This window comes from Paenibacillus sp. KACC 21273 (assembly GCF_028736095.1).
In the GTDB taxonomy this organism is placed as follows: domain Bacteria; phylum Bacillota; class Bacilli; order Paenibacillales; family Paenibacillaceae; genus Saccharibacillus; species Saccharibacillus kyungheensis.
Window position 1 is genome coordinate 4,687,501 of the sequence record NZ_CP117876.1, and the last position, 25,796, is coordinate 4,713,296.

At 38.7% G+C, this 25,796-nt stretch carries 23 protein-coding genes, 2 pseudogenes and 1 riboswitch (1 of these 26 running past the window's edge); of the genes and pseudogenes, 12 read left to right on the forward strand and 13 right to left on the reverse strand.

Translation table 11 applies throughout. The features are described from left to right. Both PQ460_RS20555 and PQ460_RS20560 read left to right on the forward strand, forming a co-directional pair. A protein-coding gene (locus PQ460_RS20555; RefSeq protein WP_274171001.1) for a MerR family transcriptional regulator crosses the window boundary here: on the forward strand, window positions 1-391 show its 3' portion. The gene continues 65 nt to the left of window position 1, outside the view; only the last 391 of its 456 coding nucleotides appear in the window; the start codon falls outside the window, past its left edge; it ends in the stop codon at window positions 389-391. Next, a complete protein-coding gene (locus PQ460_RS20560) occupies window positions 388-720 on the forward strand; it encodes a TipAS antibiotic-recognition domain-containing protein (RefSeq protein WP_274172983.1) in 333 nt (110 codons plus the stop codon). The genes PQ460_RS20555 and PQ460_RS20560 overlap by 4 nt, the downstream gene beginning before the upstream one ends. A gap of 83 nt (window positions 721-803) precedes the next feature. Here PQ460_RS20560 and PQ460_RS20565 read toward each other — a convergent pair whose 3' ends face one another. Then, the gene (locus PQ460_RS20565; protein WP_273614829.1) at window positions 804-2,195 is read right to left on the reverse strand and encodes an NCS2 family permease; all 1,392 of its coding nucleotides are present in this window, start codon (window positions 2,193-2,195) and stop codon (window positions 804-806) included. Between the two features lie 172 nt (window positions 2,196-2,367). Continuing rightward, window positions 2,368-2,466: riboswitch (purine riboswitch) on the reverse strand. A gap of 446 nt (window positions 2,467-2,912) precedes the next feature. Here PQ460_RS20565 and PQ460_RS20570 point away from each other — a divergent pair. From PQ460_RS20570 to PQ460_RS20595, 6 genes are all read left to right on the forward strand, one after another. Beyond that, a complete protein-coding gene (locus PQ460_RS20570) occupies window positions 2,913-3,713 on the forward strand; it encodes an ABC transporter ATP-binding protein (protein ID WP_274171002.1) in 801 nt (266 codons plus the stop codon). A 3-nt stretch (window positions 3,714-3,716) separates the two neighbouring features. Further along, window positions 3,717-4,529 (forward strand): ABC transporter permease, encoded by an 813-nt coding sequence (locus PQ460_RS20575; RefSeq protein WP_274171003.1) that lies wholly within the window; start codon window positions 3,717-3,719, stop codon window positions 4,527-4,529. Next, window positions 4,529-5,428, forward strand: a complete 900-nt coding sequence (locus tag PQ460_RS20580; RefSeq protein WP_273614826.1) for an ABC transporter permease — start codon at window positions 4,529-4,531, stop codon at window positions 5,426-5,428. Before PQ460_RS20575 ends, PQ460_RS20580 begins: the two co-directional genes overlap by 1 nt. A 115-nt stretch (window positions 5,429-5,543) precedes the next feature. After that, a complete protein-coding gene (locus tag PQ460_RS20585) occupies window positions 5,544-6,620 on the forward strand; it encodes an ABC transporter substrate-binding protein (protein WP_274171004.1) in 1,077 nt (358 codons plus the stop codon). Window positions 6,621-6,706: 86 nt separating this feature from the next. Further along, window positions 6,707-8,170 carry a CoA-acylating methylmalonate-semialdehyde dehydrogenase gene (locus PQ460_RS20590; protein ID WP_274171005.1) on the forward strand — a complete coding sequence of 488 codons (1,464 nt, stop codon included), beginning with the start codon at window positions 6,707-6,709 and terminating at the stop codon, window positions 8,168-8,170. Window positions 8,171-8,240: 70 nt separating this feature from the next. Beyond that, on the forward strand, window positions 8,241-9,599 hold the full coding sequence (locus tag PQ460_RS20595; RefSeq protein ID WP_274171006.1) for an aspartate aminotransferase family protein: 1,359 nt from the start codon (window positions 8,241-8,243) through the stop codon (window positions 9,597-9,599). Here the strand turns inward: PQ460_RS20595 and PQ460_RS20600 are convergent. Next, entirely contained in the window at window positions 9,574-11,262 is a 1,689-nt protein-coding gene (locus PQ460_RS20600) for a PucR family transcriptional regulator (protein ID WP_274171007.1), read from the reverse strand. The two genes, PQ460_RS20595 and PQ460_RS20600, sit on opposite strands and share 26 nt — an antisense overlap. A gap of 366 nt (window positions 11,263-11,628) precedes the next feature. Here PQ460_RS20600 and PQ460_RS20605 point away from each other — a divergent pair, with 366 nt between their 5' ends. The 4 genes from PQ460_RS20605 to PQ460_RS20620 are packed head-to-tail and all read left to right on the forward strand — an operon-like array spanning window position 11,629 to window position 16,023. Then, window positions 11,629-13,020, forward strand: coding sequence for an NAD(P)-dependent oxidoreductase (locus PQ460_RS20605; protein WP_273614822.1), 1,392 nt, complete (start codon window positions 11,629-11,631; stop codon window positions 13,018-13,020). 53 nt (window positions 13,021-13,073) lie between these two features. Then, on the forward strand, window positions 13,074-14,366 hold the full coding sequence (preA, locus tag PQ460_RS20610) for an NAD-dependent dihydropyrimidine dehydrogenase subunit PreA (RefSeq protein WP_273614821.1): 1,293 nt from the start codon (window positions 13,074-13,076) through the stop codon (window positions 14,364-14,366). Then, on the forward strand, window positions 14,363-15,796 hold the full coding sequence (gene hydA / locus PQ460_RS20615; protein WP_274171008.1) for a dihydropyrimidinase: 1,434 nt from the start codon (window positions 14,363-14,365) through the stop codon (window positions 15,794-15,796). The genes preA and hydA overlap by 4 nt, the downstream gene beginning before the upstream one ends. Continuing rightward, window positions 15,796-16,023, forward strand: coding sequence for a hypothetical protein (locus PQ460_RS20620; protein ID WP_274171009.1), 228 nt, complete (start codon window positions 15,796-15,798; stop codon window positions 16,021-16,023). Before hydA ends, PQ460_RS20620 begins: the two co-directional genes overlap by 1 nt. A gap of 176 nt (window positions 16,024-16,199) precedes the next feature. On the opposite strand, the gene PQ460_RS20625 is transcribed toward PQ460_RS20620, so the two are convergent. The 11 genes and pseudogenes from PQ460_RS20625 to PQ460_RS20670 all read right to left on the reverse strand — a co-directional run. Then, window positions 16,200-16,985, reverse strand: a complete 786-nt coding sequence (locus tag PQ460_RS20625) for a lytic polysaccharide monooxygenase (RefSeq protein ID WP_274171010.1) — start codon at window positions 16,983-16,985, stop codon at window positions 16,200-16,202. 62 nt (window positions 16,986-17,047) lie between these two features. Next, on the reverse strand, window positions 17,048-17,251 hold the full coding sequence (locus tag PQ460_RS23500; protein ID WP_307302807.1) for a carbohydrate-binding protein: 204 nt from the start codon (window positions 17,249-17,251) through the stop codon (window positions 17,048-17,050). 6 nt (window positions 17,252-17,257) lie between these two features. Beyond that, window positions 17,258-18,262: pseudogene (locus PQ460_RS20630) on the reverse strand (chitinase); the annotation flags it as partial. A 356-nt stretch (window positions 18,263-18,618) separates the two neighbouring features. Then, window positions 18,619-19,458: a helix-turn-helix domain-containing protein gene (locus PQ460_RS20635; protein WP_273614817.1), complete on the reverse strand. Its 840-nt coding sequence runs from the start codon at window positions 19,456-19,458 to the stop codon at window positions 18,619-18,621. Window positions 19,459-19,652: 194 nt separating this feature from the next. Next, window positions 19,653-20,021: a hypothetical protein gene (locus PQ460_RS20640; protein ID WP_274171012.1), complete on the reverse strand. Its 369-nt coding sequence runs from the start codon at window positions 20,019-20,021 to the stop codon at window positions 19,653-19,655. Window positions 20,022-20,350: 329 nt separating this feature from the next. Then, window positions 20,351-21,505, reverse strand: a complete 1,155-nt coding sequence (locus PQ460_RS20645) for a DNA glycosylase AlkZ-like family protein (protein ID WP_274171013.1) — start codon at window positions 21,503-21,505, stop codon at window positions 20,351-20,353. A 28-nt stretch (window positions 21,506-21,533) separates the two neighbouring features. Continuing rightward, window positions 21,534-22,172, reverse strand: a complete 639-nt coding sequence (locus PQ460_RS20650; RefSeq protein ID WP_274171014.1) for a lysozyme inhibitor LprI family protein — start codon at window positions 22,170-22,172, stop codon at window positions 21,534-21,536. Between the two features lie 161 nt (window positions 22,173-22,333). Next, complete coding sequence (locus PQ460_RS20655) at window positions 22,334-22,672, reverse strand: DUF5071 domain-containing protein (RefSeq protein WP_274171015.1); 339 nt, start codon at window positions 22,670-22,672, stop codon at window positions 22,334-22,336. Window positions 22,673-22,874: 202 nt separating this feature from the next. Beyond that, window positions 22,875-24,095, reverse strand: coding sequence for an SIR2 family protein (locus PQ460_RS20660; protein WP_274171016.1), 1,221 nt, complete (start codon window positions 24,093-24,095; stop codon window positions 22,875-22,877). Further along, the gene (locus PQ460_RS20665; protein ID WP_274171017.1) at window positions 24,058-25,350 is read right to left on the reverse strand and encodes a hypothetical protein; all 1,293 of its coding nucleotides are present in this window, start codon (window positions 25,348-25,350) and stop codon (window positions 24,058-24,060) included. Before PQ460_RS20665 ends, PQ460_RS20660 begins: the two co-directional genes overlap by 38 nt. A gap of 247 nt (window positions 25,351-25,597) precedes the next feature. Then, window positions 25,598-25,747, reverse strand: a pseudogene (locus tag PQ460_RS20670) (GMP synthase (glutamine-hydrolyzing)); the annotation flags it as partial. Window positions 25,748-25,796: the final 49 nt, after the last annotated feature.

Genomic DNA, 25,796 nt, shown 5'->3' on the forward strand with positions numbered 1-25,796 from the left:
GCATCATTATCATAAGATTGGTTTGTTGCCGCCAAGTTATATTGCTGATAATGGATACCGGTTCTATGATCGTCAGACGCTTGCAACGTTACAAACGATTTTGCTATTTAAAGAAATGGGATTCTCCCTTACAGAGATTGCTACAATGCTACCTTTATCTAAAGCGAAACAGACCGATATTCTGATCCATCAACGGCAGTTGCTTGAATCGAAAAAACAAAAGTTGACCACAGTTATTGAACAGTTGGATCATTATATAGAAGGAACAGATATTTCCAAGCTCACTCTATTCGATGACTCTGATACTCTTTCTATAGAAGAACAATATGAGTTAGAAGCCAAATTAGTCTATGGTGATACAAAATCTATCAAGAATTTCAAGGGAATATAGAGAAGTTATCTGACTCTGATAAAAAGCAGGCATATGATCAGTTTGCTTCAAATATGGAGAGTGTTTTTCGTAACATTGCTTTATATCAAGATCGTTTTCCCTCGGATGATAAAATCCAGTACTATATTGATCAATGGAGTCAGTATCTTGCGCAATTTATAGGGGATGATATATGTATTTTGTTATGTATAGCAGAGACTTATAGAACTGACGAACGGTTTGTGCGTTACTTTGATACATTTGGTGAAGAAGGTTATCTGATGTTTTTGTATGAAGCTATTGTTTATTTTGTGGAAAAGAAATCAAACACCCCTATAGCAGATTCATGATCTGTTACAGGGGTGTTTGATATTTATTGATTTAATCTTTTATTAAATAAGGCACTAGAAATGATCACGGGCGTACTATTTGATTATTCTGAACCTAAAAATGCATAGCGACAGATCACCAAAATAGCTAATAACCACATCAACCAGTGTACTTTTACTTTGCGCGGAGAAGCGATATTGCTAAAGAATCCTAAAACAACGAACGCAATAATACCTGCTGAAATCCCGTTCGCAATACCATTTGTAAATGGCATAAAGATAATTGTTAAAAACGCAGGGAATGCTTGCATAAAGTCGTCCCATTCGATCTTGCTTACCTGACTCATCATCAGTACACCAACAATAACTAGTGCTGGAGCTGTTGCCGCAGAAGGAACAACCAATGCTAAAGGAGCAATAAACAATGCACATAAGAACAATACGCCTGTTGTGATTGCTGTCAAACCTGTACGTCCACCTTCAGCTACACCTGCTGTACTTTCTACATAAGAAGTAATCGTACTTGTACCTAGAACAGCACCAGCACTTACCCCTACTGCATCTACCAACATTGCTTTGCTAATTTTCTTTTCGCCTTCTTCTTTGTTTTTGAACAATCCTGCACGTTCGGCTGTACCAACAAGTGTACCGAATGTATCGAATAGTTCTACAAACGTAAAGATAAAGATAATTTCGAATAATCCGATACCGATTGCGCCTTTGATATCTAATTGCCCTACAGCTAGATTATCAAAAGAAGGAATCCAATGTGCAGTCGACAAGCTACTTAGATCGGTAACACCCATTGGAATACCAATTAAAGTGACAACGATAATACCGATCAATAATCCACCTTTAACCCGTAATACCATTAATATTCCGATTACGAATAACCCGATAATAGCCAGTAGTGTATCCGGGCTATGCATGAAATCTCCTAATGCTAATTGGAAATCAGAACCTTTGACTGTCACAGGCGCTGCTAATTGCGCAACATCTGTAACGCCTTTAACTGTAGCTGATACTGAAACCACATTTCCTAACTTCAGACCAATAATAGTGACAAACAATCCGATACCTACAGTGATCGCAAATTTGATCGATTGTGGTACAGCGACCAGTAGTAACTGACGAACTTTGGTAATGGTTAAAATAATAAAGATAATCCCCGAAAGAAACACTGCACCTAAAGCAGCCTGCCATGTAATCATTCCGTTGGAGCTAAGTACAACTGTCATAAAGTAAGCATTCAAACCCATACCTGGTGCAAGCGCTACAGGAATATTTGCAAATAAGCCCATTAAAATAGTTACTAATCCAGCACCTACAGCTGTAGCAAAAAATACGCCTTCTGCTGGTATGCCTGCTCCACCCGGTCCCAAGAACAAGTTATTGACGAACAGAATGTATGCCATTGTGATGAAGGTTGTTAACCCTGCCACCATCTCTGTTTTTACACTCGTGCCGTGTTCCTTCAACTTAAAGAAACGTTCCATTATTGCTATCTTCCTCCTCTTGGAAATGAATAGAGAAAACGACAAGAGACCCCGATGGACGAGCTGTTCATCGGGGTCTCTAAAAATCAGAATAAAAGCGCATGATGTTACCTTTAAAACTATCTATTCTATACCTATATCGATATTAGACTAGATGCCAAAGAAAACCCATACTGCCATTTCTTCATTCCGTAGAGAGATCATTCCGGTGATCCGTAGAGACTCCTGAGCCTATTCTCAGGATTATACGAAGTGCTTTTCAATTGTCGCAAAACTCTGTTCGCTGTCTTTGATACGTGTTGTTATTTTCATATCAAACAGCTTTACTTGTTACATTCTAGGACAGGATTATATTGTTGTCAATCAAAAAGCGAATGTTAATAATACACCTATACATAATCGTTCGTTAATATATCAATTTTATGCACAATATTGATACCGCTTTCCTTTTTTATTGTCAAAAAATGATAGATTTCTTCTGATTTTAGCGTTTACAGCGATGATCTGGACAAAGTGACTTAATTTTGTGATAGCAATCTTACTTTTTGTCTAGTGCTACAAATTCATATTATGTTTAATATGTTAGTTAATCGAACATAAAGTTATATTATCTAACATATTATATTGATTTCATTCGAGATATTGATTATGATGTGACTTATTTAGTTAGATTAAGCATCATCATATGTTTTATGAATCTGTAAAGGGGGAAACCAGATGTCTTTGACTGCTTCGACTGTTACGCATCAAACACACATACCTGAGATTCAGCTAAACAATATTGAAATGCGTTACTCTACAGATACCGCAGATGTACTGGCTCTTCATCAAGTTAGTCTGTATATTGCCAAAGGAGAATTTGTTTCTCTATTAGGGCCTTCTGGTTGTGGCAAAACTACACTACTACGGCTTATGGCTGATCTGATCCAGCCTACTAATGGCACTATTCATGTAGCAGGTAAAACCGCTAAAGAAGCACGATTATCGCAAAAGTATGGCATCGTTTTTCAAAGTCCTGTGTTATACGACTGGCGCAAAGTAAAACAGAATGTCGCTTTGCCACTGGAATTAACAGGCGTTAGTAAAAGTGAACGTGAACGCAAAGCGCTCGAATTATTGGAATTGGTAGGATTAGAAAAATTTGCAGATCAATATCCCTGGCAACTCAGTGGTGGGATGCAGCAACGAGTAGCGATTGCTAGAGCTCTTGCTATGGAGCCTGAGATTCTACTGATGGATGAACCGTTCTCCGCATTGGATGAATTTTCAAGAGAACGATTAAATGAAGAATTATTATCGGTATGGAATAAAATTCAGAATACGATTGTATTTGTCACTCACAGTATTCCAGAATCGATTTTTTTGTCAGACCGGGTATTTGTATTATCTCCGCATCCTGGACGGTTATCTGCTGTGGTGGAGATTCCTTTACCAAGACCACGTACACAGGAAATGCGTAATAGCCCGGAATTTTTTGAATTGATTGCGCAGATTCGCGATAGCTTTGAAGGGGTGTGACGTATGAAAGGAAATAGCCTTTTTTTACGCAATCGCCTTTTGCCTGCTGTTGTGTGGATCGCTGTTATTCTGGTGATCTGGGAGCTTGCATCATGGGCCATTTTAAATATAGGTCATCTTCCTTTGGCTCAATCGAAGCTTCCTTATCTTCATAAAGTACTGGCAACCAGTATTCAATACAGTGGCACATTAATACAAGAAGGAAGTGCTACCTTCGGAAATGCTGGAATTGGATTTCTACTCGGTACATTAGCAGGGGTGATACTCGCTATATTAATGAGTGTCTCCACCTGGATCGAAAAATTAACTTTTCCTTATGCGATAGCTTCACAAATGATTCCGGTTCTTGGTCTGGCTCCTATTATTTATGGAATTGTACGGGATGAATATATCTCGCGCATTATTATTTCGGGGTATATTACTTTTTTTCCAGTAGCGCTAAATATGTTACGCGGATTGCGTAGTGTAGAACCTTCAGCGCTGGAATTAATGTATTCCTATGCGGCAAAGCCTTGGAGTATTTATTGGAAGCTACGCTTACCGGCTGCTATCCCTGGACTATTTAGCGGATTAAAAATCGCGGCTCCTCTAGCTGTAACCGGTGCTATTCTCGTTGAACTGATGGGAGCGCAACATGGGATAGGCGTGATTATGCTTCGTAATCTCTATTATGGTCCTTCTCATGTGTATATGTTCTGGTCGACTGTCTTTGTCGGGGCATTGCTTGGCATACTCAGCTATTGGTTGATTAGCTTGATCGAACGTATCGTATCACCCTGGCAGCCGGAATTTCGCTCGAAAGGAGGCCGCTCTTAATGGAAAAACCATCATTACAAAACAAAAAATTAACAGCTACATATCTATCTGATACTTCTTCTACAACACTGGATTCTTTTCAATCACAACCCGCAGATCAACCTTTGCATACACGAAATAGTTCCAAAAAATCATTTTTAGGTGGTGGAAAAGTATGGCTTCCTCTTTGTTTAGGTATTTTATTCGTGCTGTTATGGCAAATCGAGGTTTTTCACAAGATATTTGATCTTAAAAAATATCAACTTCCTCTTCCGTCTGCGATTGCATCCTCTATACAAGAAAATTGGAGTCTATTGCTATCCTACACAGGATATACATTGGCTGAGGCTGTTTTGGGGATGATCATAGGTTCTTTATTTGGATTTGTGATTGCTCTTATCGCTACGGCTTCTCCACGTTGGGGTGCAGGAAGTCTAACACTCGTAGCCGCTCTCAATGCTGTGCCTATTGTAGCGCTCGCCCCTATTATGAATTTGTGGTTTGGTGACGGTATCGGTTCTCGAATCGCTATCGTCACTGCAACAACGATGGCTGCCATGGCTCTTAATGCTTACAAAGGAATGTCATCTGTGAATCCGTTAGCGCTTGATCTGATGTATTCTTATGCAGCCAATAAAGCAAAAGTATTTCGTTATTTGCGTATTCAAAACAGCTTACCTTATGTATTCACTGCTCTCAAAATCAATGCTACTGCCAGTATGATTGGAGCGATTGTCGGTGAATTTTTCTTCTCTTCGCAAGGACTCGGTTATCTCCTCTCTAACTCGATCAAAATTGCTAAAATGCCTTTGGGCTGGTCATGTATCGTACTTGCTGCTATTGCAGGCATTATATTTTATATGATCGTAGAACGATTAGAAAAAGTATGTATTCGCTGGCATCCTTCTCAGCGTACCTGATAGTGAACTGGAATATTCAAATTGACCTAACAAGCATATATGCGTATAGCATCCATTGGTTTGACTTTGATAACCATCTATTCAGGATAGATTAACGATTCAGGGGGAATGAAAGATGAAAATAAAACCACAAAAAATTCAAGCAAGTCTTGTGATTATGTTGGTGATTGTGATCACTGTACTGGCTGGATGCGGTGGAATGAAAAGTACTTCAACAGATGCTGGTGCAACGGCAAGTACAGGGGAAACGACTTCCACTGAACCTGTAACAGTGAAATTACAGTTAAAATGGGTGCCTCAAGCACAATTTGCCGGCTATTTTGTTGCAAAAGACAAAGGCTACTATGAGCAAGAAGGGCTGAATGTTGAAATTCTTCCAGGTGGACCGGATATTGTTCCTGAACAACAAGTTGCCGGAGGCTCCGCAGATATCGGAGTAGATTGGGTAGGCAGTCTGCTGACCAGTCAGGAACAAGAAATGCCACTTATCCAAATTGCTCAGATTTTCCAAAAGAGCGGTCTGGTGCTTGTATCTAAAAAATCTGCTGGCATTAACACTCCTGCTGATCTAAAAGGTAAAAAAGTAGGCAACTGGATGGGTGGAAATGAATTTGAATTATTAGCTTTATTCGATAAATATGGACTTGATCCGAATAAAGATGTGAGCTTTACGAAACAAGGATTTACAATGGATCAATTTCTAGGCGGTGAACTGGATGCCGCTTCTGCTATGACTTATAACGAGTACCAAATCTTGTTAGAATCCGGTCTCAAAGATAGTGATCTCAATGTGATTGATATGAACAATGAAGGTGTGGCGATGTTGGAAGATAACCTGTTTGCTAATAAAGAGTGGTTAGATTCTAACAAAGAAACAGCCGCCAAATTTGTTCGTGCTTCGCTAAAAGGCTGGAAAGATGCTATCGCCGATCCTGAAGCCGCTGTCGATAGTGTGATGAAGCAAGCCGAATCAGGCAGTACTACCAAAGAGCATCAACTTAAAATGATGCAAGAAGTCGCCAAATTAATCCAACCGCAGGGAATGGATGAAGCCAAAATGGGTTACACTGACGAAAAAATGTTCCAGCAGACAGCTGATATTGCTTTGAAATTTGGAGTGATTAAAGAAGCCGCCAATGTGCAAGAAGCATATACAAATGAAATTGTAGATATGGCTAGCAAAACACAGTAGTATTCTGCTCCTCTATCACCTATAACACTATTGCTCTTATTTATTGCTACTATCTTATGTTCTCGATTTGAAAGGAGTTCTTAGAGATGTCTGTAATCAACAAGGCGATACAGAAAGTACCTAACTATATTGGTGGACAGTGGGTAGAATCTACCACTACCGAGTGGGATGAAGTATACAATCCTGCGACAGGCGAACTTATCGCTTATGTTCCGTTATCCAGTAGTGAAGAAGTAGATCATGCTGTTCATGTGGCTCAAACAGCGTATCAAAGTTGGAAAAAAATCGCTGTGCCCAAGCGAGCCCGTTACTTTTTCGATTATCAGCAGTTGCTTGTGAAGCATTGGGATGAACTGGCGGCATTGATCACACTTGAAAATGGAAAAAGTCTGGAAGAAGCATATGGCGAAGTACAACGCGGAATTGAATGTGTAGAATTTGCCGCTGGTGTCCCTACTCTGATGATGGGTAGTCAGTTGCCTGATATTGCGACAGGGATTGAGTCTGGTATGTATCGTTATCCTATTGGTGTTATTGGCGGGATTGCTCCTTTTAACTTTCCAATGATGGTTCCTTGCTGGATGTTCCCTTTGGCTATTGCTTGTGGTAACACATTTGTACTCAAACCTTCTGAACGAACGCCATTATTGGTTAATCGTTTAGCAGAATTATTTGCTGAAGCTGGATTCCCATCAGGTGTCCTTAATATTGTGCACGGTGCTCATGATGTGGTGAATACATTGCTAGCTCATGAAGAGGTCAAAGCGATTTCTTTTGTCGGCTCACAGCCTGTTGCTGAATATGTATACAAAACAGGAACATCGCATGGCAAACGAGTGCAGGCTTTAGCAGGAGCTAAAAATCATTCGATCGTATTACCGGATGCTGATCTGGATCATGCAGTCAAAAATATTATTGCAGCGGCTTTCGGCTCGGCAGGTGAACGTTGTATGGCTTGTGCTGTAGTCGTTGTACATGAACAAATTGCTGATGAATTGGTGGAGCGATTACGTATTGCTGCTAACGAAATCACGATAGGCAACGGTGCAGATGAAGGTGTATTTCTAGGGCCTGTGATTCGTCCTGCTCATAAAGAACGTACGATTGCTTATATCGAATCTGGAGAACAGCAACAAGCTACATTAGTACGTGATGGACGACAAGATCAGGCTGTGAATGAGCAAGGTTATTTTATCGGCCCTACTATTTTCGACCATGTGACGACAGATATGAAAATCTGGCAAGATGAGATTTTTGCACCTGTATTATCTATTGTACGAGCTAAAGATGTAAGTGAAGCGATAAAGATCACCAATACTTCTCCATTCGCTAACGGTGCTTGTATTTATACAGACAGCGCCAAAGCAATTCGTGAATTTCGTGAAGAAATTGATGCTGGTATGTTAGGTGTGAATCTGGGAGTTCCTGCTCCGATGGCTTTTTTTCCTTTTTCCGGCTATAAAAAGTCATTCTATGGTGATCTGCATGCTAATGGACGGGACGGGGTTGAATTTTATACTCGCAAAAAAATGGTAACTGCTCGCTATTAAATGGATCTTTCCAAACTTACTATACACAGCTAGATATTCAATTATGAAATAACCGGGAGGAGAAATCATCATGCTCGAATTAGGAACAGACTACGAATCAGCTATTAAAAAGGATCAACAATATCTGTGGCATAATATTACTCCTTATAATGAAGCCGCTCCACCGATGATTGCGGCTACAGGTAGTGGATCATGGGTGACCGATACCAATGGTCAACGTTATATGGATGGCATGTCTGGGCTATGGTGTGTAAATGTTGGATACGGACGCAAAGAATTAGCAGAAGCCGCTTATGAACAATTGTTACAACTTCCTTATTTCCCATTAACACAAAGTCATATGCCTGCGATTGCTTTAGCGGAAAAGTTAAATAGCTGGCTTGGTGATGATTATGTGATCTTCTTTTCAAATAGTGGTTCTGAAGCGAATGAAGCCGCCTTCAAAATTGCCCGTCAATATCAACAACAGATTGGTCAACATTATCGGCACAAATTTATATCACGTTATCGCGGGTATCATGGCAGTTCTATGGGGGCACTTGCGGCTACAGGACAAGCTCAGCGCAAGTATAAATATGAACCGTTGAGCGGTGGATTTCTTCATGTAGCTCCACCGGATAGTTATCGCCGTCCAGCAGGGCAAACGATCGAAGAATTCAATCTACAGTGTGCCCAAGCGATCGAAGATATGATCATCTGGGAAGGTGTCGAGACGATTGCAGCTGTTATTATGGAACCTGTGATTACAGGTGGCGGTATTATTATCCCTCATCAAGTATATATGGATCGTGTACAAGAAATCTGTCGCACTCATGGTGTATTGCTGATTATTGATGAAGTAATCTGTGGATTTGGACGTTCTGGTCAAAAGTTCGGTCATCATAATTTTGGAGTAAAACCTGATATTGTGACGATGGCTAAAGGATTAACGAGTGGTTATCTTCCTCTCTCTGCTACTGCTGTGCGCAAAGATATTTATGAAGCATTCAAAGATAAAACCGATGATTATGGACATTTCCGCCATGTAAATACATTTGGTGGTAATCCAGCGGCATGCGCTTTAGCACTACGTAATCTAGAAGTGATCGAACAAGAAAATCTAATTGAACGTGCTCGTCTGTTAGGGCAACGTCTCAATACAGCTATGATGGAGATTGTCGATCATCCTCTGATTGGTGATATTCGTAGCTTCGGTCTGGTAACAGGTGTAGAACTGGTCGAAGATAAAACCAGCAAAAAACCAGCTTCCCTGGATATCGTGAAATCCATTATTGCCGGTTGTAAAGGTAAAGGATTGATTATCGGCAAAAATGGCGATACGGTCGCTGGCTACAATAATGTACTTACATTTGCACCTCCACTATCTTCAACCGACGAAGACTTGGAGTTCTTGATTACTACGTTCAAACATGTGATGAGTGAGCATTAGGTAAAGACATTTTTTCAGGATACAGAAATTGATACGCACGCAAAGCTACTTGAATCGATATGCGATTTTCGGGTGACATATAATCTTCGCCTAACAATTCTGTAATTTTGTCCAATCGATAGTATAACGATTGACGAACAATAAATAATTTCTGGGCAGCAATCTGTTTGGAACCGTCATGATCAAGATACACTCGTAGTGTAAGCAGTAACTCACTACCTTTGGTCTGATCGTGATCGATTAAAGGCCCTAGATAATTGCGAATAAATGTCTGTAGTGTTTTGCCATCGTTAAGACTAAGCAGTAATTGAAAAACACCTAATTCTTCATAAAATAGCAACGTGCTCTCAGAGCAATTATAAAGGGACAATGCCTGTACTGCTTCCTGATAACTGGCTGAAGCATTTTTCAAATGATGCCCTGCTTTACTAACACCGATAATTAATTTCAAATGCTTGAGCTTATCATCAGAATGAATCTGTTGGAGCGATTGTAGTGCCTGTTGAAGTCTTGGCTTCGCAGGCATTTTGGCTTGTCTATCCAACGCTATAACTGTCAGTCGATTATTTTTGAGCGTGATTAACGGATGGAACAGATACTTTTCAAAAATAGAACGCAATACCAGTGAAAGATGGAATGTGATCGATTCCCACTCATTTTCTGAACTGTTCCATTTTACATCTTGAGGATTTTCGATCTCAATCAGACAGACACGATAAGGCAATTCGTTCATCATATTAAAATCAGGCCCGATCAGACTTTTGAGTCGATTCTCGTCTTCGATACGTCCGTAGATCAATTCCTCGACCCATAAATTTTCCGAAAATAATTTGCGTTCTTCCATATAACGGGTACGCAACAATTCTTGAGCGATTGAAAGAGAAGCTGAATCTAGCAATAAACACTCATATTCTTGCGGTTTGTGCGGACAGATCAACATAATATATGCCCATGTCTGATCCAGAGCACCTACAGGTTTTAATAAAATACTTTGCTGTTCATATTCGCGAAAATAGGGCGCAGTATCATGCTGTACACCATCCATACTTTCATTAAACTCTGCGAAAAATTGCAATAACGGGCGTTGTTTATCAGGAGACAATGCTGGAAAAAAAGAAGGTTTGCCTTGCAACTGTAAATAAACTACTTGATGATGGGTGCTTTGATGAAGTAATTGCAACACTTTATGAGTACCTTGCGAAGTTAATGTTAGGCGATTGAATTCACGCGAAATACGTTCTAACTTTTGGAGCATCCGGTGATGGTGATTAATAATTAAGGAATGGAGATCCAATGTAATATCTACAAAACGTACCGTTTCTTTAAAAATGATCAATGGAAAATCGTACCGATCGGCAAGCTCAATCATTTCAACGGGAATCGTTTGAAAAAAGTCGCCTAATTCAATACAAAGACAGGCTGCTTTTTTCTGAATTAAATTGTCCATAAATTCAAGCGCTGTTGTCAGTTGACTATGGAATTGTATCCCTGTTGTCAAAATCATTTCTTCGCCATGAATTAAACTTTCAAAATTGGAACTTTCCAGAATATGCACCCAGCGAACAGAATTGGAGATTCCTCGACTTCCACCGATCACTTCTGCTTGAGCAAATAAAGGTCTTGTCATCGCATCTTCGATTGTAAACATACGGTTACTATCCATATTTCCCCCACCTTTCTGTAAGCAACGAATAGGCCAAACTATGCTAAAGTAACGTTCAACCGGACCTGTCTCTGCGCTACTTCTAGCTTTGTTGCTCTATTCCAATCATTTCAAAACAGTCGTCAAAAATTAACTTTCGAAATTAGACACTCTGTCTAGTGTAAAAAAAAGACACATTGACTATAGTTTTAATATATAAATGTCAGAATACATAACTTATATAGATATAAATTATACTATATTTATGATTTTGATGGTATTTATAAATATTTTCAACAAAAAAATCTAAAATATATCGAAAATATATTAAAATGTGTTACATTATTTAACATTATAAACACAAACAATTCTAAGGAGGTTTAACCGATGGAACATTCTTCTACATTTACTTCATTTTCACCAGATATGTTTATGCGCAACTTTGCTGAAGCAGAGCCTGGTCTAACCCATAAGGGAGCTATAGAAGAATCGAATCGCTGTCTATACTGTTATGATGCCCCCTGTATAACAGCTTGTCCTACCGGAATCAATATCCCTTCTTTTATTAAACGAATCGCTACCGACAATCTAAAAGGTGCTGCTTATACAATTATGGATGCTAATCCTGTGGGAGCCAGTTGTGCACGTGTCTGTCCAACAGAAGAACTATGTGAAGGCGCCTGTGTACTCAATGAAAGTTCAAAACCAATAGATATCGGTAGATTACAACGGTATGCCACTGATTGGGCTATCGAAAAAGATGCTCAATTATTCGAAGCAGGTATATCAAATGAAAAGAAAGTAGCTGTCATTGGTGGAGGCCCTGCTGGATTAGCTGCTGCTCGTGAATTAGCACGCGAAGGATTCCAGGTGGTCATCTACGAATCCAAACCACTTGCAGGCGGACTGGATACACATGGTATTGTGTCATTCCGTTTACCTCAGTCCATCTCTCTGTGGGAAGTGCAACAAGTTCAACAATTAGGCGTCGATATTCGTACCAATATGAAAGTAGGGGTCGATATCACTTCTGAACAACTGCTAGCTGAATATGATGCTGTCGTATTAGCTGCTGGAATGGGATATGTCCCTCCTATTCGTATAGAAGGTGAACAGCTAGAAGGCGTCTATGATGCGATTCAACTGGTTGAACAGACCAAAACAGGTCAACCTAATATCAATCTGCTCGGCAAAAAAGTAGCTGTAATCGGTGCAGGAAATACTGCAATTGATGGAGCTACCTGTTCTGTACGCTTGGGTGCTGCCAATGTCAAAATGGTCTACCGTCGTACACGTGAAGAAATGACTGCTTATGATTTTGAATATGAATTTGCCAAACAAGAAGGCGTAGAATTCAACTGGTTAACTTTACCGAAACGAATTATCGGTGATGCTACAGGTAAAGTCACCCATCTAGAATGTGTACAAATGAAATTAACAGGTGAAATCGGTAAAGATGGACGATTGGTACCAATGCCTGTCGAAGGTTCTGAATTCTTAATGCCTGTAGATGCTGTTGTAACAGCGATTGGACAAGAACGTCGTACAGATCTTATCGAACATTTCGGACTGGAACATTCATGGGGAGTTGTCAAAATAGATACTTCTACTCATCGTACTTCTAATCCTAAAGTATATGCGGCTGGCGATATTATATTCGGAGCAGGTCAAGGTGAAGCAATGGTGGTATCAGCAGCACAACAAGGCAAATTAGCCGCTTATGCCATTAGCAAACATCTGCTTCCGCAACAAGATCATTCCCTGAGTTCGATCGTATAAGGTGTTCTCTTTTATGGTATAAATGAAATGATATTTATGGGAGGTTGTTAATTATGGCAGATTTGAGTATTGATCTTGCAGGTATACGTTCCCCTAACCCGTTCTGGCTCGCTTCTGCGCCACCTACCAATACAGGGTATCAAGTACAACGTGCTTTTGAAGCAGGTTGGGGCGGAGCTGTCTGGAAAACACTGGGTGATCCGATTATTAATACATCTGCCCGATTTGCAGCCGTTAATTTCAATGGACAACGAGTGGCTGGATTTAACAATATTGAATTGATCTCTGATCGTCCGTTGGATGTGAATCTCAAAGAAATCTATGAAACGAAAAAGCGATTCCCCAATCATGCAGTCATTGCTTCACTTATGGTGGAACCAACACAATACAAATGGCATGAAATTGTAAAGCGAGTCGAAGATGTAGGTGTGGACGGACTAGAACTTAACTTTGGTTGTCCTCATGGTATGGCTGAACGTGGAATGGGAGCCGCTTCCGGGCAGCAACCTGATCTTGTGCAAGCACAGACTACATGGGCTAAAGAAGTAGCCACAACCCCTGTGATTGTGAAATTAACACCAAATATCACAGACATTACTGTAGTTGCCCGTCATGCTGTTAAAGGTGGAGCAGATGCGATTAGTCTTATCAATACGATTAATAGTCTAGCCGGTGTTGATATCCATAGCTGGAATACGATTCCTCATGTAGGAGGCAAAGGTGCACATGGTGGATATTGCGGGCCAGCAGTAAAGCCGATTGCGCTTAATATGTTAGCTGAATGTGCGCGTGATATCAATGTAGGCGTACCGATATCCGGTATAGGTGGTATCTCCACATGGCAAGATGTGGTTGAATTTATGTTAATGGGTGCTACAGGGATTCAAGTCTGTACCGCAGCGATGCATCATGGATTCCGTATTGTTGAAGAAATGATTGATGGTCTGAATAATTATTTAGATGATAAAGGTCTAACGTCGGTTCATGAACTGATTGGTCAAAGTGTATCCCGTTACTCCAACTGGGGTGATCTGGATCTTAATTATCAGGTGGTTGCTCGTATTAATGAAGACAATTGTATTAACTGTAACAAGTGCCATATTGCTTGTGAAGACACTTCTCACCAATGTATAGATATGTTAACAAATGCCGAAGGTAAAAGTATTTTGCAAGTGCGTGAAGAAGATTGCGTAGGTTGTAATCTATGTTCGATTGTATGCCCTGTTGATGGAGCAATAGATATGATCGAAATCGAAAATGGCATGGCACCGATGAGCTGGAACGATCGTCAAAAAATGATCGGTTCACTGAATAATTCCTATACTGGAGCAGAGGTGATTGGATGAAAAAGATTATTCGAAATGGAACGATTGTCACAGCATCAGATACGTATGTCGCTGATTTATTAATCGAAAATGGGATTATTGCCAGTATAGGACTTCATGTAGAAGCTGAAGGTGCAGAAATTATCGATGCAAGTGGTTGTTATGTTTTTCCGGGAGGGATAGATCCTCATACTCATCTGGATATGCCTTTCGGTGGTACAGTAACTGCTGATGATTTTGAGACCGGCACCAAAGCGGCTGCATTCGGTGGAACGACGACAGTAATCGATTTTTGCTTAACAACCAAAGGCAATACATTGCAAAGTGCTGTAGATACATGGCATAACAAATCACGAGACAAAGCAGTAATTGATTATAGCTTCCATCTTATGGTGTCCGAGATTAACGATATCGTACTGGATGAATTACCTCAGATTATCGAAAATGAAGGTATCACTTCTTTTAAAGTATTTATGGCATACAAAAATACGTTTCAAGCTGATGACGGTACACTATTCAGAACGTTACAGACTGCTAAACGTGAAGGCGCACTGGTTATGGTACATGCTGAAAATGGCGATGTGATCGAATATCTGGTTGAACAAGCACTCGCCGCTGGACAGACTGATCCGATCTATCATGCACTGACGCGTCCTCCTGAATTGGAAGGTGAAGCAACTGGACGTGCCGCTTATCTTACCGGTCTTACCGATTCACAATTATATGTGGTCCATGTAACCTGTGCTGAAGCTGTCTACAAAATCGAAGAAGCGCGCCGTAAAGGTCTACGTGTATATGGAGAAACATGTCCGCAATATTTACTGTTAGATCAGAGCGATCTGGAGAAGCCCGATTTTGAAGGTGCTAAATATGTATGGTCTCCTCCTCTACGTGAGAAATGGAATCAAGATGTACTCTGGGATGCGCTCTGGAATGGCAGTCTGCAAACGATCGGTTCTGATCAGTGTTCTTTTAATTTTAAAGGGCAAAAAGATCTGGGACTACATGACTTCTCCAAAATTCCGAATGGCGGTCCGATGATCGAAGATCGATTCAGCGTATTGTACTCTGAAGGGGTGGCTAAGGGACGTATCTCACTTAACAAATTTGTTGATATTATCGCTACCGCTAGCTCACGTCTATTTGGACTTTTTCCGCAAAAAGGTACACTTGCTATCGGTAGTGATGCGGATATCGTTATTTTCGATCCTACAGTGAAACGAACGATCTCTGCACAAACACATCATATGAATGTGGATTATAATGCTTTTGAAGGTATAGAAATTACAGGTGAGCCGGTATCTGTACTGAGCAGAGGCGAATTTGTTATTCGAGATAAACAATTTGTCGGTACACCGGGAGCAGGTCAATATTTGCACCGTAATCGGTTTGAAGTACCTACAGTAGAGTTATCTTCTACAGCAGAAAAAGTAAGCGGAGGAATACGATAATGTCTGCGTTCGCTGATTTTGAAAAAGAAAAGCTGGCGATCGATCAATTTCTAGATAGCGGATATGTAGTAGTTGCGATTCAGGAAAATCTGGAAGGCGCACTGGTGAAATTTAGTAAAGATCGTTCTAGTACTAAGCATGATGATCTTCATCTTATTACTGCTGATGCTCGTAAATATCTAACCACTCGCTTACTGATGAATGGACAACTCGCTCGTTCGGTATAACATCTCCTCTCTTACGCATTTAGATACACTCCAACTCAAAAAAAGCCCATCTACACCGAACCAGTACCTCTTACTGGATTCGATATAGATAGGCTTTGAGCTGTATTGTTATTTCAAATCCAATAGAACTATTTTAAAAAATAGATTGAACTGGACATGATATAGCAAACATGAACTTACTGCAATCGTGCCAGCAATTCCCACACATCCGACGTACCCGGAGCTTCTCCACTTGTCCACCATTTGGCACGATACGTTTTGCCGTTATAGCTGACCGTATCTCCACCTACATAAATCCCAGAAGCAGTCCAAGCGTTAGCAGAAGGTTGGTCTGGATTAGTAGGGGTAGTCGGTGTAGTGCCTCCTGTACCCTGACCTGTAACATTCACATCGATCACTTGATAAAAAGCATTGGCAGTATCACTAATATCCCATACGCCCAAAATCACATGATAACCACTACGATCTGATGGAATATTAATCGTCTGACTCACATTCGCAGACGGCTTCGCTCCATTATCATTAATGACTGCAATTTCTTGTAATGCACTACGCTTTAATGGCTCATTTGGATTCCAGCCTTGTTTGGTCATATAATATTTCCAACTGGCTGTTGCATGTTGAGCTGTTAATTTCCATTGCACTTTAAGTGCACCTGTTTTGATATCCGTTTTGTGCCAGCGGGTAGATGTCTGCTCATCTAATGGTGCAAAACCTGCAACCCCTCCACTAGCGATATGTCCATCTGCTGGCCCTGCCGCAGGGTATCCTTTGAGTGCTTCGATACTTTGCGGTTCATACTGTGCACTGCCTACATTGGTATTCAGCCCCAGTGCATTCGATCCTTTGTAAGCACGACTAGCAGGCTGTTCAATATAACCATGTGCCCATATCGTACTGCTCATCAACAACGCACATGTACTGATAGCAACAGTCGCTGTCATCGCTTTTCTCCAATTCATCTATATACCTCCCCAATAATATCACTCACTATGCGGTAAGATTTATGTGATCGAAAAAGAGATTATAGCTGTTGCCATACATCTGCTTGTCCTGGTGTCTCGCCGGTAGTCCACCATTTGGCACGATACGTTTTGCCATTGTAGCTGACTGTATCTCCACCAACATATACCGCAGACGCTGTCCATGCTTTGGCTGTTGGTTGAGTAGGATTGGTTGGTGTAGTCGGTGTGGTTGGAGTCGTTGGCGCAGTACCGTTATAGATCAAGTTATAATATGCATTGGAGAATGCTTTATTATACGGTGTTCCTGCGCTATTGCTACCTAGATCCCAGTTCACTGACCATGTCATTAGACCTTTGAGCGATTGACCTTGTGATTGTAATTTGGAAAATACGTTATAGACTACTGTTGGATCTTTGACAGTTCCATTGCCACCTGCATCTGGATTCGCTGGTAATCCTAGCACTAATTTATCGGCTGGAATCTGTAGTAATCCTCTTGTGCCATGAATAAAGGAATCTGCCATATAGTAAAGGAAATTGTATTTGTCTGCATCTGAATTTTGCGCTAACCATTTGCTCACTTCATCTACCCAAATACCGTCACCTGCTTGATTGTATAGTTGAGGCGCTATAAAGTCATAATAACCCGCTAGACTGGTTAAGTATGGTTCGTACGCTCCGCCTGGCTTGAGGTATGGAAATTCTGGAGCCATACTGATCAAAAAGTTCTGTCCTTGAGCTTTATAATGATTTTTGACAATTTTGAGAGCGGCAGGAATAACAGTCGTGTTGCTTCCTGCTTTGATCGAATTTTGCTCCAGATCGATATCTAATCCGTCAAAACCATACACATCGACCAGACGAATAATTTCATTGGCAAATGCTTGCTCTTGTCCTGCACTCAGTTGCACATGAGCATCTGCTCCACCTAACGAAAGAATAACGGCTGTTCCTCTTGCATTTAATGTAGCCACTTGCTGACGAAATTCAGCATCGGTTCCTCGATCTGGCTTGAATGTAGGAATCCCGTTGCCAGTCATAAAAGCAACTGTAACGACATTGTAAGCTGTTGGAGATTCACTTAAAGCTATTGTGCGTGAAGACCCTCCCGCGTATCCATCTTTGGCAGAAGACGTCCAATTTTGCCAGTAACCCACCATAATTTTTTTACCACTAATACTTGGCATTGTTGAAGCACTATCTGCGGCTTGAGTCGTTGGCATAGATGTTGCTAGTAGTGAACAACTCATTACTCCAGCTAGTACCCATTTCATTAATTTGCCTTTTTGAATGATATTCATTATATGCACTCCTTCAAATAGTGGAATAAGATCATGCGTTATACGACGGTTGCTTTTCACGACATCTCCATAAACGATGCAATCACGAACAGACGACCTTCCTCCTTTTCCAATAAATTCCTTATTTCAGGTATAACTGAATTATAATGCTTATATTGTGAAAAACTTATGTATATCCGCATAATATAAGGCGAATTATACATCGCCATATTACTTTTCCGATGCGTTACTAGATCCAAGAGAACGATCCAAACAAAAAAACCTTCTCCCTAAGGAAAAGGTGGACGGTGTATTGTGACAGCGACTATGATAGGTTGTCGAATGAAGAATCAATACGTGCAAAATAAATCTTGTAGCAACTGAAACTTGGTGTAACACTGCTCTGCTTTGAACTGTTGTCCAATCTGCTCATAACTGTAGCCACATTCATAATACAGTTGATCAAGGTAATAACCGATTTTATGATTTTCGCAATAGCGAATACCTTGCGTAGCATATTCAATAGCCATTCGATAATCTTGCGTATCCGAGTAAGCTTTCGACAAATAATAAAAGATAGGCGTAAACTGATCACTGCCTTCACGGTAGACATGAAGTGCACGCAAGCATTTGTGTAACCAACCTATACATGCTCTATAATCTCCATCGAATCCATACGCAATGGCTAACGCCTGAATCACTTCGATCTCATACAACGCTGGAATTCGCTCGCAATGATATGTTAATTTCAAAGCTAACTGAATCATAGGAAATCCACGATCTACAGCTCCCAGATGAACATAGGCATTTCCTTTCTGATACAGTACAAATTGCTGATCCATCAACGAATAACGACATATCGCTTCTACTTGATGATCTTCAATATATTGCAATAACTCCTGATACATATGCTTTTTTTGCAAATATCTAATATTTTTACGAATACTCTGAATCTCATTGATCTGCTGTTCAGTCATATCGAAAAAAATACGGATATCCAGACTAAACTTGTGTGCAATCTGAAATAAAATCTCAGCCGATACCGATTCGACTCCTTTTTCAATACGACTGATCTGCGATTGATTGCAAATCCCTAAAGCCAATTGTTGCTGTGTTAATCCACGTTGCTGTCGAATCTCTCGAATCCGTTGCCCGATCCAGCGGTAATCCAGTACAGTCTGGCTAACCAATGTGCACTACCTCCTGAATACTTCTGTTATACGTCTATCATAAAGATAGAATTGCTCTAGTATCAGGTGTAGAAATACGCATATCGAGAGAATTTCTTAGCATCTATCAAAAAAGAAAATTATTTGTACTATCTCGGATAAACTGTTATTGATTCTGTTGAATAGAAACATACTTACCTAGTATTCTACAGACTTTATGGATAATCTAGTGTCCCTTTGACGACGATATGTTTGCCTTTGCGATCTTCGAATACTTTCACATGGACTTTGGTACCTTCTTGAAATTTGGGCAGATTCATCGTATAGACCGTTGTCTTGACTGTTGCTTGAAAAGGAAGTGCTGTTGGACGCTCAATCTTCACCACCAATAGAATCTCCGGTTGTCCACTGCTATATTGACCTGTCGGGGTAATCGAGATAATCGTTGCTCGTGCCGAATAACCTTCCAGTATGGTCTGTTCGGTGATAGTTTTCTTATTCAAGACTCGTGGTAATACAATCGCAATCACTGCAAAAAAAATCAGTAATCCGATACAACTTAATATCAGCGTTAATGGTTCCAATCATCTGCTCTCCTTTGGCTAACGATAGCTGGTATTATCCATTTCTAAGCCTGGTAATATCCAGATATCAGTCGTAGTGTTATATACATATGGCTTAGATTACAATGTATTATGGTCTTAGCAGTAATATCTAGCTGAGCTAAGTATTGCTTTTTGTGATTATAAGCTATTTATATTTTATCATGTTCGATGTATAAGCCCTATAGATGTATATATGGTTATATACGATTAGAGCAAATAGGATCTCAGATACCAAAAAGCCACCTGATTTGAATTTCAGGTAGCTCAAGTGATTGTTATCTTTTTTCATATCCACATCTATAGGAAGGTTATAAATAAGTGATTTCTTGCGCAGGAATAATCTGCTCTGCTTCTACAAATACACATAAGTCCTGCAATATACATTCAATCTGGCGCTTGTGCTCTACGGCTTGAGCGGAATCAAATAACGTTAATTTTTGCACCTGTAACTCCCGACGTTGGCGATCATTTTTGAGATCAATCACACCCACAATCTGTTCTCCAATCAAAATAGGCATTGCAAAGTAACCATATTGTCGTTGTTCTTTGGGCATATAACTTTCCAGCTTATAATTCACATCAAATAACTTCAACAACCGTGACCGATCTCGAATCATGTTATCAAAAGGAGATAACAATGTCGCTGCGCTACCTTCTAACTTTTCCAAAGTAGACAGTAACGGAATATCCTGTATACGAATAAAGTGCTCTTCCGCCCAATCTTCCACCTGTATCTGCTGAATATTCCCTTGTTCCAACTGTTGCTGGATATACTCGCTGACTGCTGTTTTATTGAGGTTAAAGCAAGCTTTTAATTCTTTGAGCGTGGCGATCCCCAAATTTTCAAACGTCAAATCAAGCAAATATGTATTCAGCGTCGGTTCATGTTCCAGCGTCCGATGTTCTTCAATATTCTGATCTGTTATTGTATATAACTTATTGAAATGATGATCTCGACTGACCTTGATCAAGCCTGCACGCCATAATTGGTCTAATGCTCGTCTTGCCGGTGTCATACTCCATGTTGCTCCACTTGACGGCTGATCATGTTCAATATCGCGTGAACGTAGTGGCTGATTAAGCTGTACTTGCTCATAAATATTTAATATAAAATCTAACTTCGGTTGGTTCATGATCTTCAAATGATGATGTGCAAAATAATGATGCAAATGCTCATAAGAAGATGCTGGCAACAAACACAAAGCAAACAAATACACTTCAAAAATCGACTGCTGCTCATACAATTCTAACAACCATTCCCGCTGATACCGATGATCTCTCGACCAGAAAAATAAATCCTGACTACGAGATAATACATTCATCGTATCAAGCTGAACATAACCGAGTCGATTGAGTGTATGTAATACTCCATTAGCATCCTGATAGTGATTCAAGTGAGGTTGTAATAGTCCTTGTTGATGCAATTGCAGACGCTTCATCTGTGCTCTGGTCGTTGTCAGCATAGAATCCTCCTGTTATGGATTGGATATGTTATTGATACACAAATTTCAGTTGATGATCATTACGTTCGTAAGCATATTCCATCAATTGAATAGTTCGTTCACGTGTTCTCGACAATTGGGCACTAACTGCACTTACTTGTCCTTGAGAACCAAAATACGAATCTTTCAAAAACGTATCTTCGACGAACTCTGCTTCTTGTTGATCATACATCTCCCAACCTTTTTGAGATTGTTGTAACAAAGCATACTGGGATGCAGATAACTTGGACTTCAATTGTTGCATCGTATTATTCATTTCGATATCCCATAATTTCAAATACTTTCCTTCAAGCGCAACCCAACCGGCGGTCGAGAACTGACTAGAGTTCTGAAATTCATTATACTCTTTATTGTACGCTCGATCTAACGGATTGTTATGGATCAGATGATTAAATGTATCTTCCGGGTCCATCTGGTAATCACCATAATATGAATTATCTTCTGTAGATTCTTCCGATTGCTCTGTAGAAGTCTGGTTTGCTTTGATTGTCTTTTGATCAACTTCAGCCGATGCTGTAACACTTGGTTTGGATGTGGCAGTAGCCTCTGGTGTCGTTTCCTGATGATTCGATTGACCGCAAGCTGTTAATACCGTGCATGTTAAAAGTAAACTAATCGTCCATTTCATAAATATTCTCCTTGTATACGTTAGTTGTATCTGATTGTAGATTACATATTAAATTGATATGTAGAATCAAATCGCTATTTTGGTATTTAAAATCATGAATTTTCTGGATCATGATCTAATGTATCTAAAATCTCTCGTGCTGTAATATGACTTTCCGTCTCCTACTCCCATTGTGTCGGTGAATCAGCTATCCGACGAATTTCTGGTTCTAGCTTTCGAATCAAAGCTACAGGTAAAAAACCAACAATATATTGCAGACACCATTCAATCCATTCGGTATCATCTGTATGCAATACGTCTCGCACATGAGGAACAATTTCATCGGGAACTGTAAGCAGTATTTTGGACATCGGTATAGCAACAGGCCAGTTAATATCCTGTAACCAGACAAGTAGTTCTGGAAGAATAGGGATTATATCTTGAGGGTCTAATTGCTGTAATCGCTGGATTGCACCAAAATCAAATTTGGATTCTGGTATTAAGTGGTTGGATTCGGTCATGTTCAAGCCCCCCTTTACTTAACGATACAATAAAAAGAAAAAGTCCGTAAATTAGAATTTACGGACTTTTATTTTACTTTGGAGATATTATCAAATCAATCTATTAAAATTATTCATAATATTGTTATACGTTTATAAAATCCTTGTATGCAAAGGAGCTTATACACTTACTAAATTTAAAAAAATATCATCAAATTTATGTTTATTTATATAGATCTTGCAGCACAAATCTTAGTGCATTCACATATTCTTGACCGCTATAGTTGATAGGTAAGTTCAAACTAATAGTTTTTAAATTATTATTATTGAACTCATCAGATGAAAATGGATGTACATTTGCTGCAATCAAATAATGCTCTCCTCCTAAACTGGCAATAATATTCCTATAGAATTCTGAGAAAAAAGCATCATCAAAAGAAAATCCAATAAATACTAGCTTTTTATGACTAAATATTGCTTTTAATCTATTCATAAATTCTACATTGTTATATAAATCATTATAATTTTCCTCAGTAACAATCATAGTAGATGGTCTATCAATAATGCCATGGATATGCACTACACGCTTCTTTCGTTCTCTGAAAAAAGAAGGCACATCTTCTATATCGTTGATGCATAATGGATTAGGATGAGGACGAGTAATAAATTCATTCAAAATACTATCATAGTTAGATGTGAGAAAAAATTCGCAATTTATATTAGCAATATCCATCATATTATGTGATTTTTCGTCTATTGCTAAATTAGGTGAAGAAAACAATCTTGCTATATGTTGCTGAATTTGTTTTTCAGTTGAAAAAGATCGTGAATGTCCTTTTAACATAAAAGTAATTGCTTTAAAAAACTCACCTTTTTCTACTAAATTCTTGTAATATGTTTGTTCTTCTTCTATTACATATTCTGACATATCAAGAAACATTTTTTTCCAATTAGGTAGTCTAAAAGGAGTGGAGATTCCTGAGCCTAAAAAAGGAACAATATTATTTTTATCTTTTTTTAAATTATTAAAGTTAATCAAAAAATCTTTATGAATATATTTTGTTCTTAAATTCACTCTATAATCATTGATTTCTGCACTAAAACTTTCACTAAGAATATATGATAAGGTTATAATATGATGAATATCAGGAATGCATACTTCTTTATTACAGTATTCGCAATAAAATGGAAGGTTTTCAGATAATTCTGTAGCTTCATATAACTCACATTCATAAGAAAAATATTCAGTGACATAATCATGTTCTTTCAAGATTTTTATTAGTTTGTTAAATCTATCTTCTTCATATCCTATACTTTGAAATGAAATAAAACTAAACAAATCATTTCCAGCTATATCATTGAAATATGAAATCATTTCAAATGTATCTTCATTTTCACATTTCTCATCAATACTGACGATATTCATTAATGTTTCTAACGACATGATATATTATATCCTCCTCTAACAAACGTCTTGCCCTAAAAACTATTTTAAAACTGTTTGCTTGTGCATATATAGTAGTTTGTATAACATCTCTATCTTTAGGTGCTTTAAAATTATAATCAGTAAACCAAGCAATAGAAAATAACTGTAGTCTTAATGCTTGTTGAAAATTAATGTAAAGACTATGAAATAAGTCAGAAGCTGCAATTGGTTTTCTTGCGCTTGCAGACTCTGTAGATCCTCGACTCATTTTTGATGTCTGAAAAGTAATACGTGTAGTATATCCAACTAACTTTAACTCTTTAGCTTTTGCAACTATTTTTGCCGCAGATTGAGTTGTTGTAATATAACTTGATAACATTAGAGCTTTAGATCTTTTTATATAGTTTTCTTTTTCAAAAACCGAAACTTTTTTCTCAGAATCTTCAAATAGACTTTCAAATAGTACTTCTGTAGAAGTCTTTAACTGATCATCAATCTTTTGAGATACTATATCTCTAAACTCTGACAATAACTCATTGTCTAAGCTTTGACAAAGCTCAAAGATGCCCTTTCTATCCTTCTCAACATCATGACTAGTTTTTATGCCAAGAGGAGTCACAATTTTATCTAAAACCCTTTTGATACTACTAGAAATGGAGTGGTCATAATGCATACTATCCTCAACATCTAAATTGCTTTTATCAACGCCTGATAACCACTTTGACATAAGCATAAAGAATTTTTCTTTAAAGTTAAACTCTACTCCTACTATATTGTAATAGGGAACTTCTTTTCTAGATACAACCTCTACAAAAATAACTCTTGCTTTTACTATCTTGTTATCCTCTTCTTCAAAATCCATACCCGCTATAAACTTTAAACCTATACTATTACTTCCAATACGATCTAATAAATAGAAAGGTTTATCTGCACTGATTACGGATGCTAATTCCCCATTAAAATATTGATTATTATTCATATCTTTAACAATATTATTCATTGATTTTTTAAAGTTAACATTTGAAATAGTCATTGGTGAATTTATTTTGTATAGATAAATATGTTTTAAATCACTGTATAAAATATTCTCGAAGAGTAATTTTCGTAGACTCCGTCTTTCATCTTTTGAAGCGTTCTCAAATATTTCTCTCATGCTAGTATGTTCATCTAAAGGAATCATAAAATTGGTTGGAATTTTTTTTTTGAATGTAGGTACATTGACATAAGGTAAAAAATGATTTCCATTAAATAAATATACATCTTGAATTTCCATGTTTCCTCCACTATAATTCACTATTAAAGATATTTTAATTTATTATTTGAAATATTTTAATTTTTTTACATAAATTAAAGATTATCCTAATAATAGTACATATATTAGATTGGGACAATAGTACTAATAAATTAAATTGCAAATCTATATTAAGATTGAGAATTGGAAAACATAATCCTTAGATTAAACCAAAAAACCACAACCTCTAAATTTAGAAGTTGTGGTTTTTCTTCATCTTTATTCTACTCTACTCAATCGTAGCTGGCAGTTTGGAAGTAATATCATACACAATCCGTTTCACATTATCGACTTTATTAATAATACGTACCGAAATCTTCTCTAACACATCCCATGGGATACGTACCCAGTCGGCGTTCATACCGTCAATCGACGTTACTGTAATCCCATAACCTGATATGGATACATCATTTTGTAATACAAAATGA

Coding starts and splice junctions, on each gene's coding strand:
- PQ460_RS20565 (WP_273614829.1), bottom strand. CDS start 2,195: ATGGAACGTTTCTTTAAGTTGAAGGAACACGGCACGAGTGTAAAAACA.
- PQ460_RS20570 (WP_274171002.1), top strand. CDS start 2,913: ATGTCTTTGACTGCTTCGACTGTTACGCATCAAACACACATACCTGAG.
- PQ460_RS20575 (WP_274171003.1), top strand. CDS start 3,717: ATGAAAGGAAATAGCCTTTTTTTACGCAATCGCCTTTTGCCTGCTGTT.
- PQ460_RS20580 (WP_273614826.1), top strand. CDS start 4,529: ATGGAAAAACCATCATTACAAAACAAAAAATTAACAGCTACATATCTA.
- PQ460_RS20585 (WP_274171004.1), top strand. CDS start 5,544: ATGAAAATAAAACCACAAAAAATTCAAGCAAGTCTTGTGATTATGTTG.
- PQ460_RS20590 (WP_274171005.1), top strand. CDS start 6,707: ATGTCTGTAATCAACAAGGCGATACAGAAAGTACCTAACTATATTGGT.
- PQ460_RS20595 (WP_274171006.1), top strand. CDS start 8,241: ATGCTCGAATTAGGAACAGACTACGAATCAGCTATTAAAAAGGATCAA.
- PQ460_RS20600 (WP_274171007.1), bottom strand. CDS start 11,262: ATGGATAGTAACCGTATGTTTACAATCGAAGATGCGATGACAAGACCT.
- PQ460_RS20605 (WP_273614822.1), top strand. CDS start 11,629: ATGGAACATTCTTCTACATTTACTTCATTTTCACCAGATATGTTTATG.
- preA (WP_273614821.1), top strand. CDS start 13,074: ATGGCAGATTTGAGTATTGATCTTGCAGGTATACGTTCCCCTAACCCG.
- hydA (WP_274171008.1), top strand. CDS start 14,363: ATGAAAAAGATTATTCGAAATGGAACGATTGTCACAGCATCAGATACG.
- PQ460_RS20620 (WP_274171009.1), top strand. CDS start 15,796: ATGTCTGCGTTCGCTGATTTTGAAAAAGAAAAGCTGGCGATCGATCAA.
- PQ460_RS20625 (WP_274171010.1), bottom strand. CDS start 16,985: ATGAATTGGAGAAAAGCGATGACAGCGACTGTTGCTATCAGTACATGT.
- PQ460_RS20645 (WP_274171013.1), bottom strand. CDS start 21,505: ATGCTGACAACGACCAGAGCACAGATGAAGCGTCTGCAATTGCATCAA.
- PQ460_RS20650 (WP_274171014.1), bottom strand. CDS start 22,172: ATGAAATGGACGATTAGTTTACTTTTAACATGCACGGTATTAACAGCT.
- PQ460_RS20655 (WP_274171015.1), bottom strand. CDS start 22,672: ATGACCGAATCCAACCACTTAATACCAGAATCCAAATTTGATTTTGGT.
- PQ460_RS20660 (WP_274171016.1), bottom strand. CDS start 24,095: ATGTCGTTAGAAACATTAATGAATATCGTCAGTATTGATGAGAAATGT.
- PQ460_RS20665 (WP_274171017.1), bottom strand. CDS start 25,350: ATGGAAATTCAAGATGTATATTTATTTAATGGAAATCATTTTTTACCT.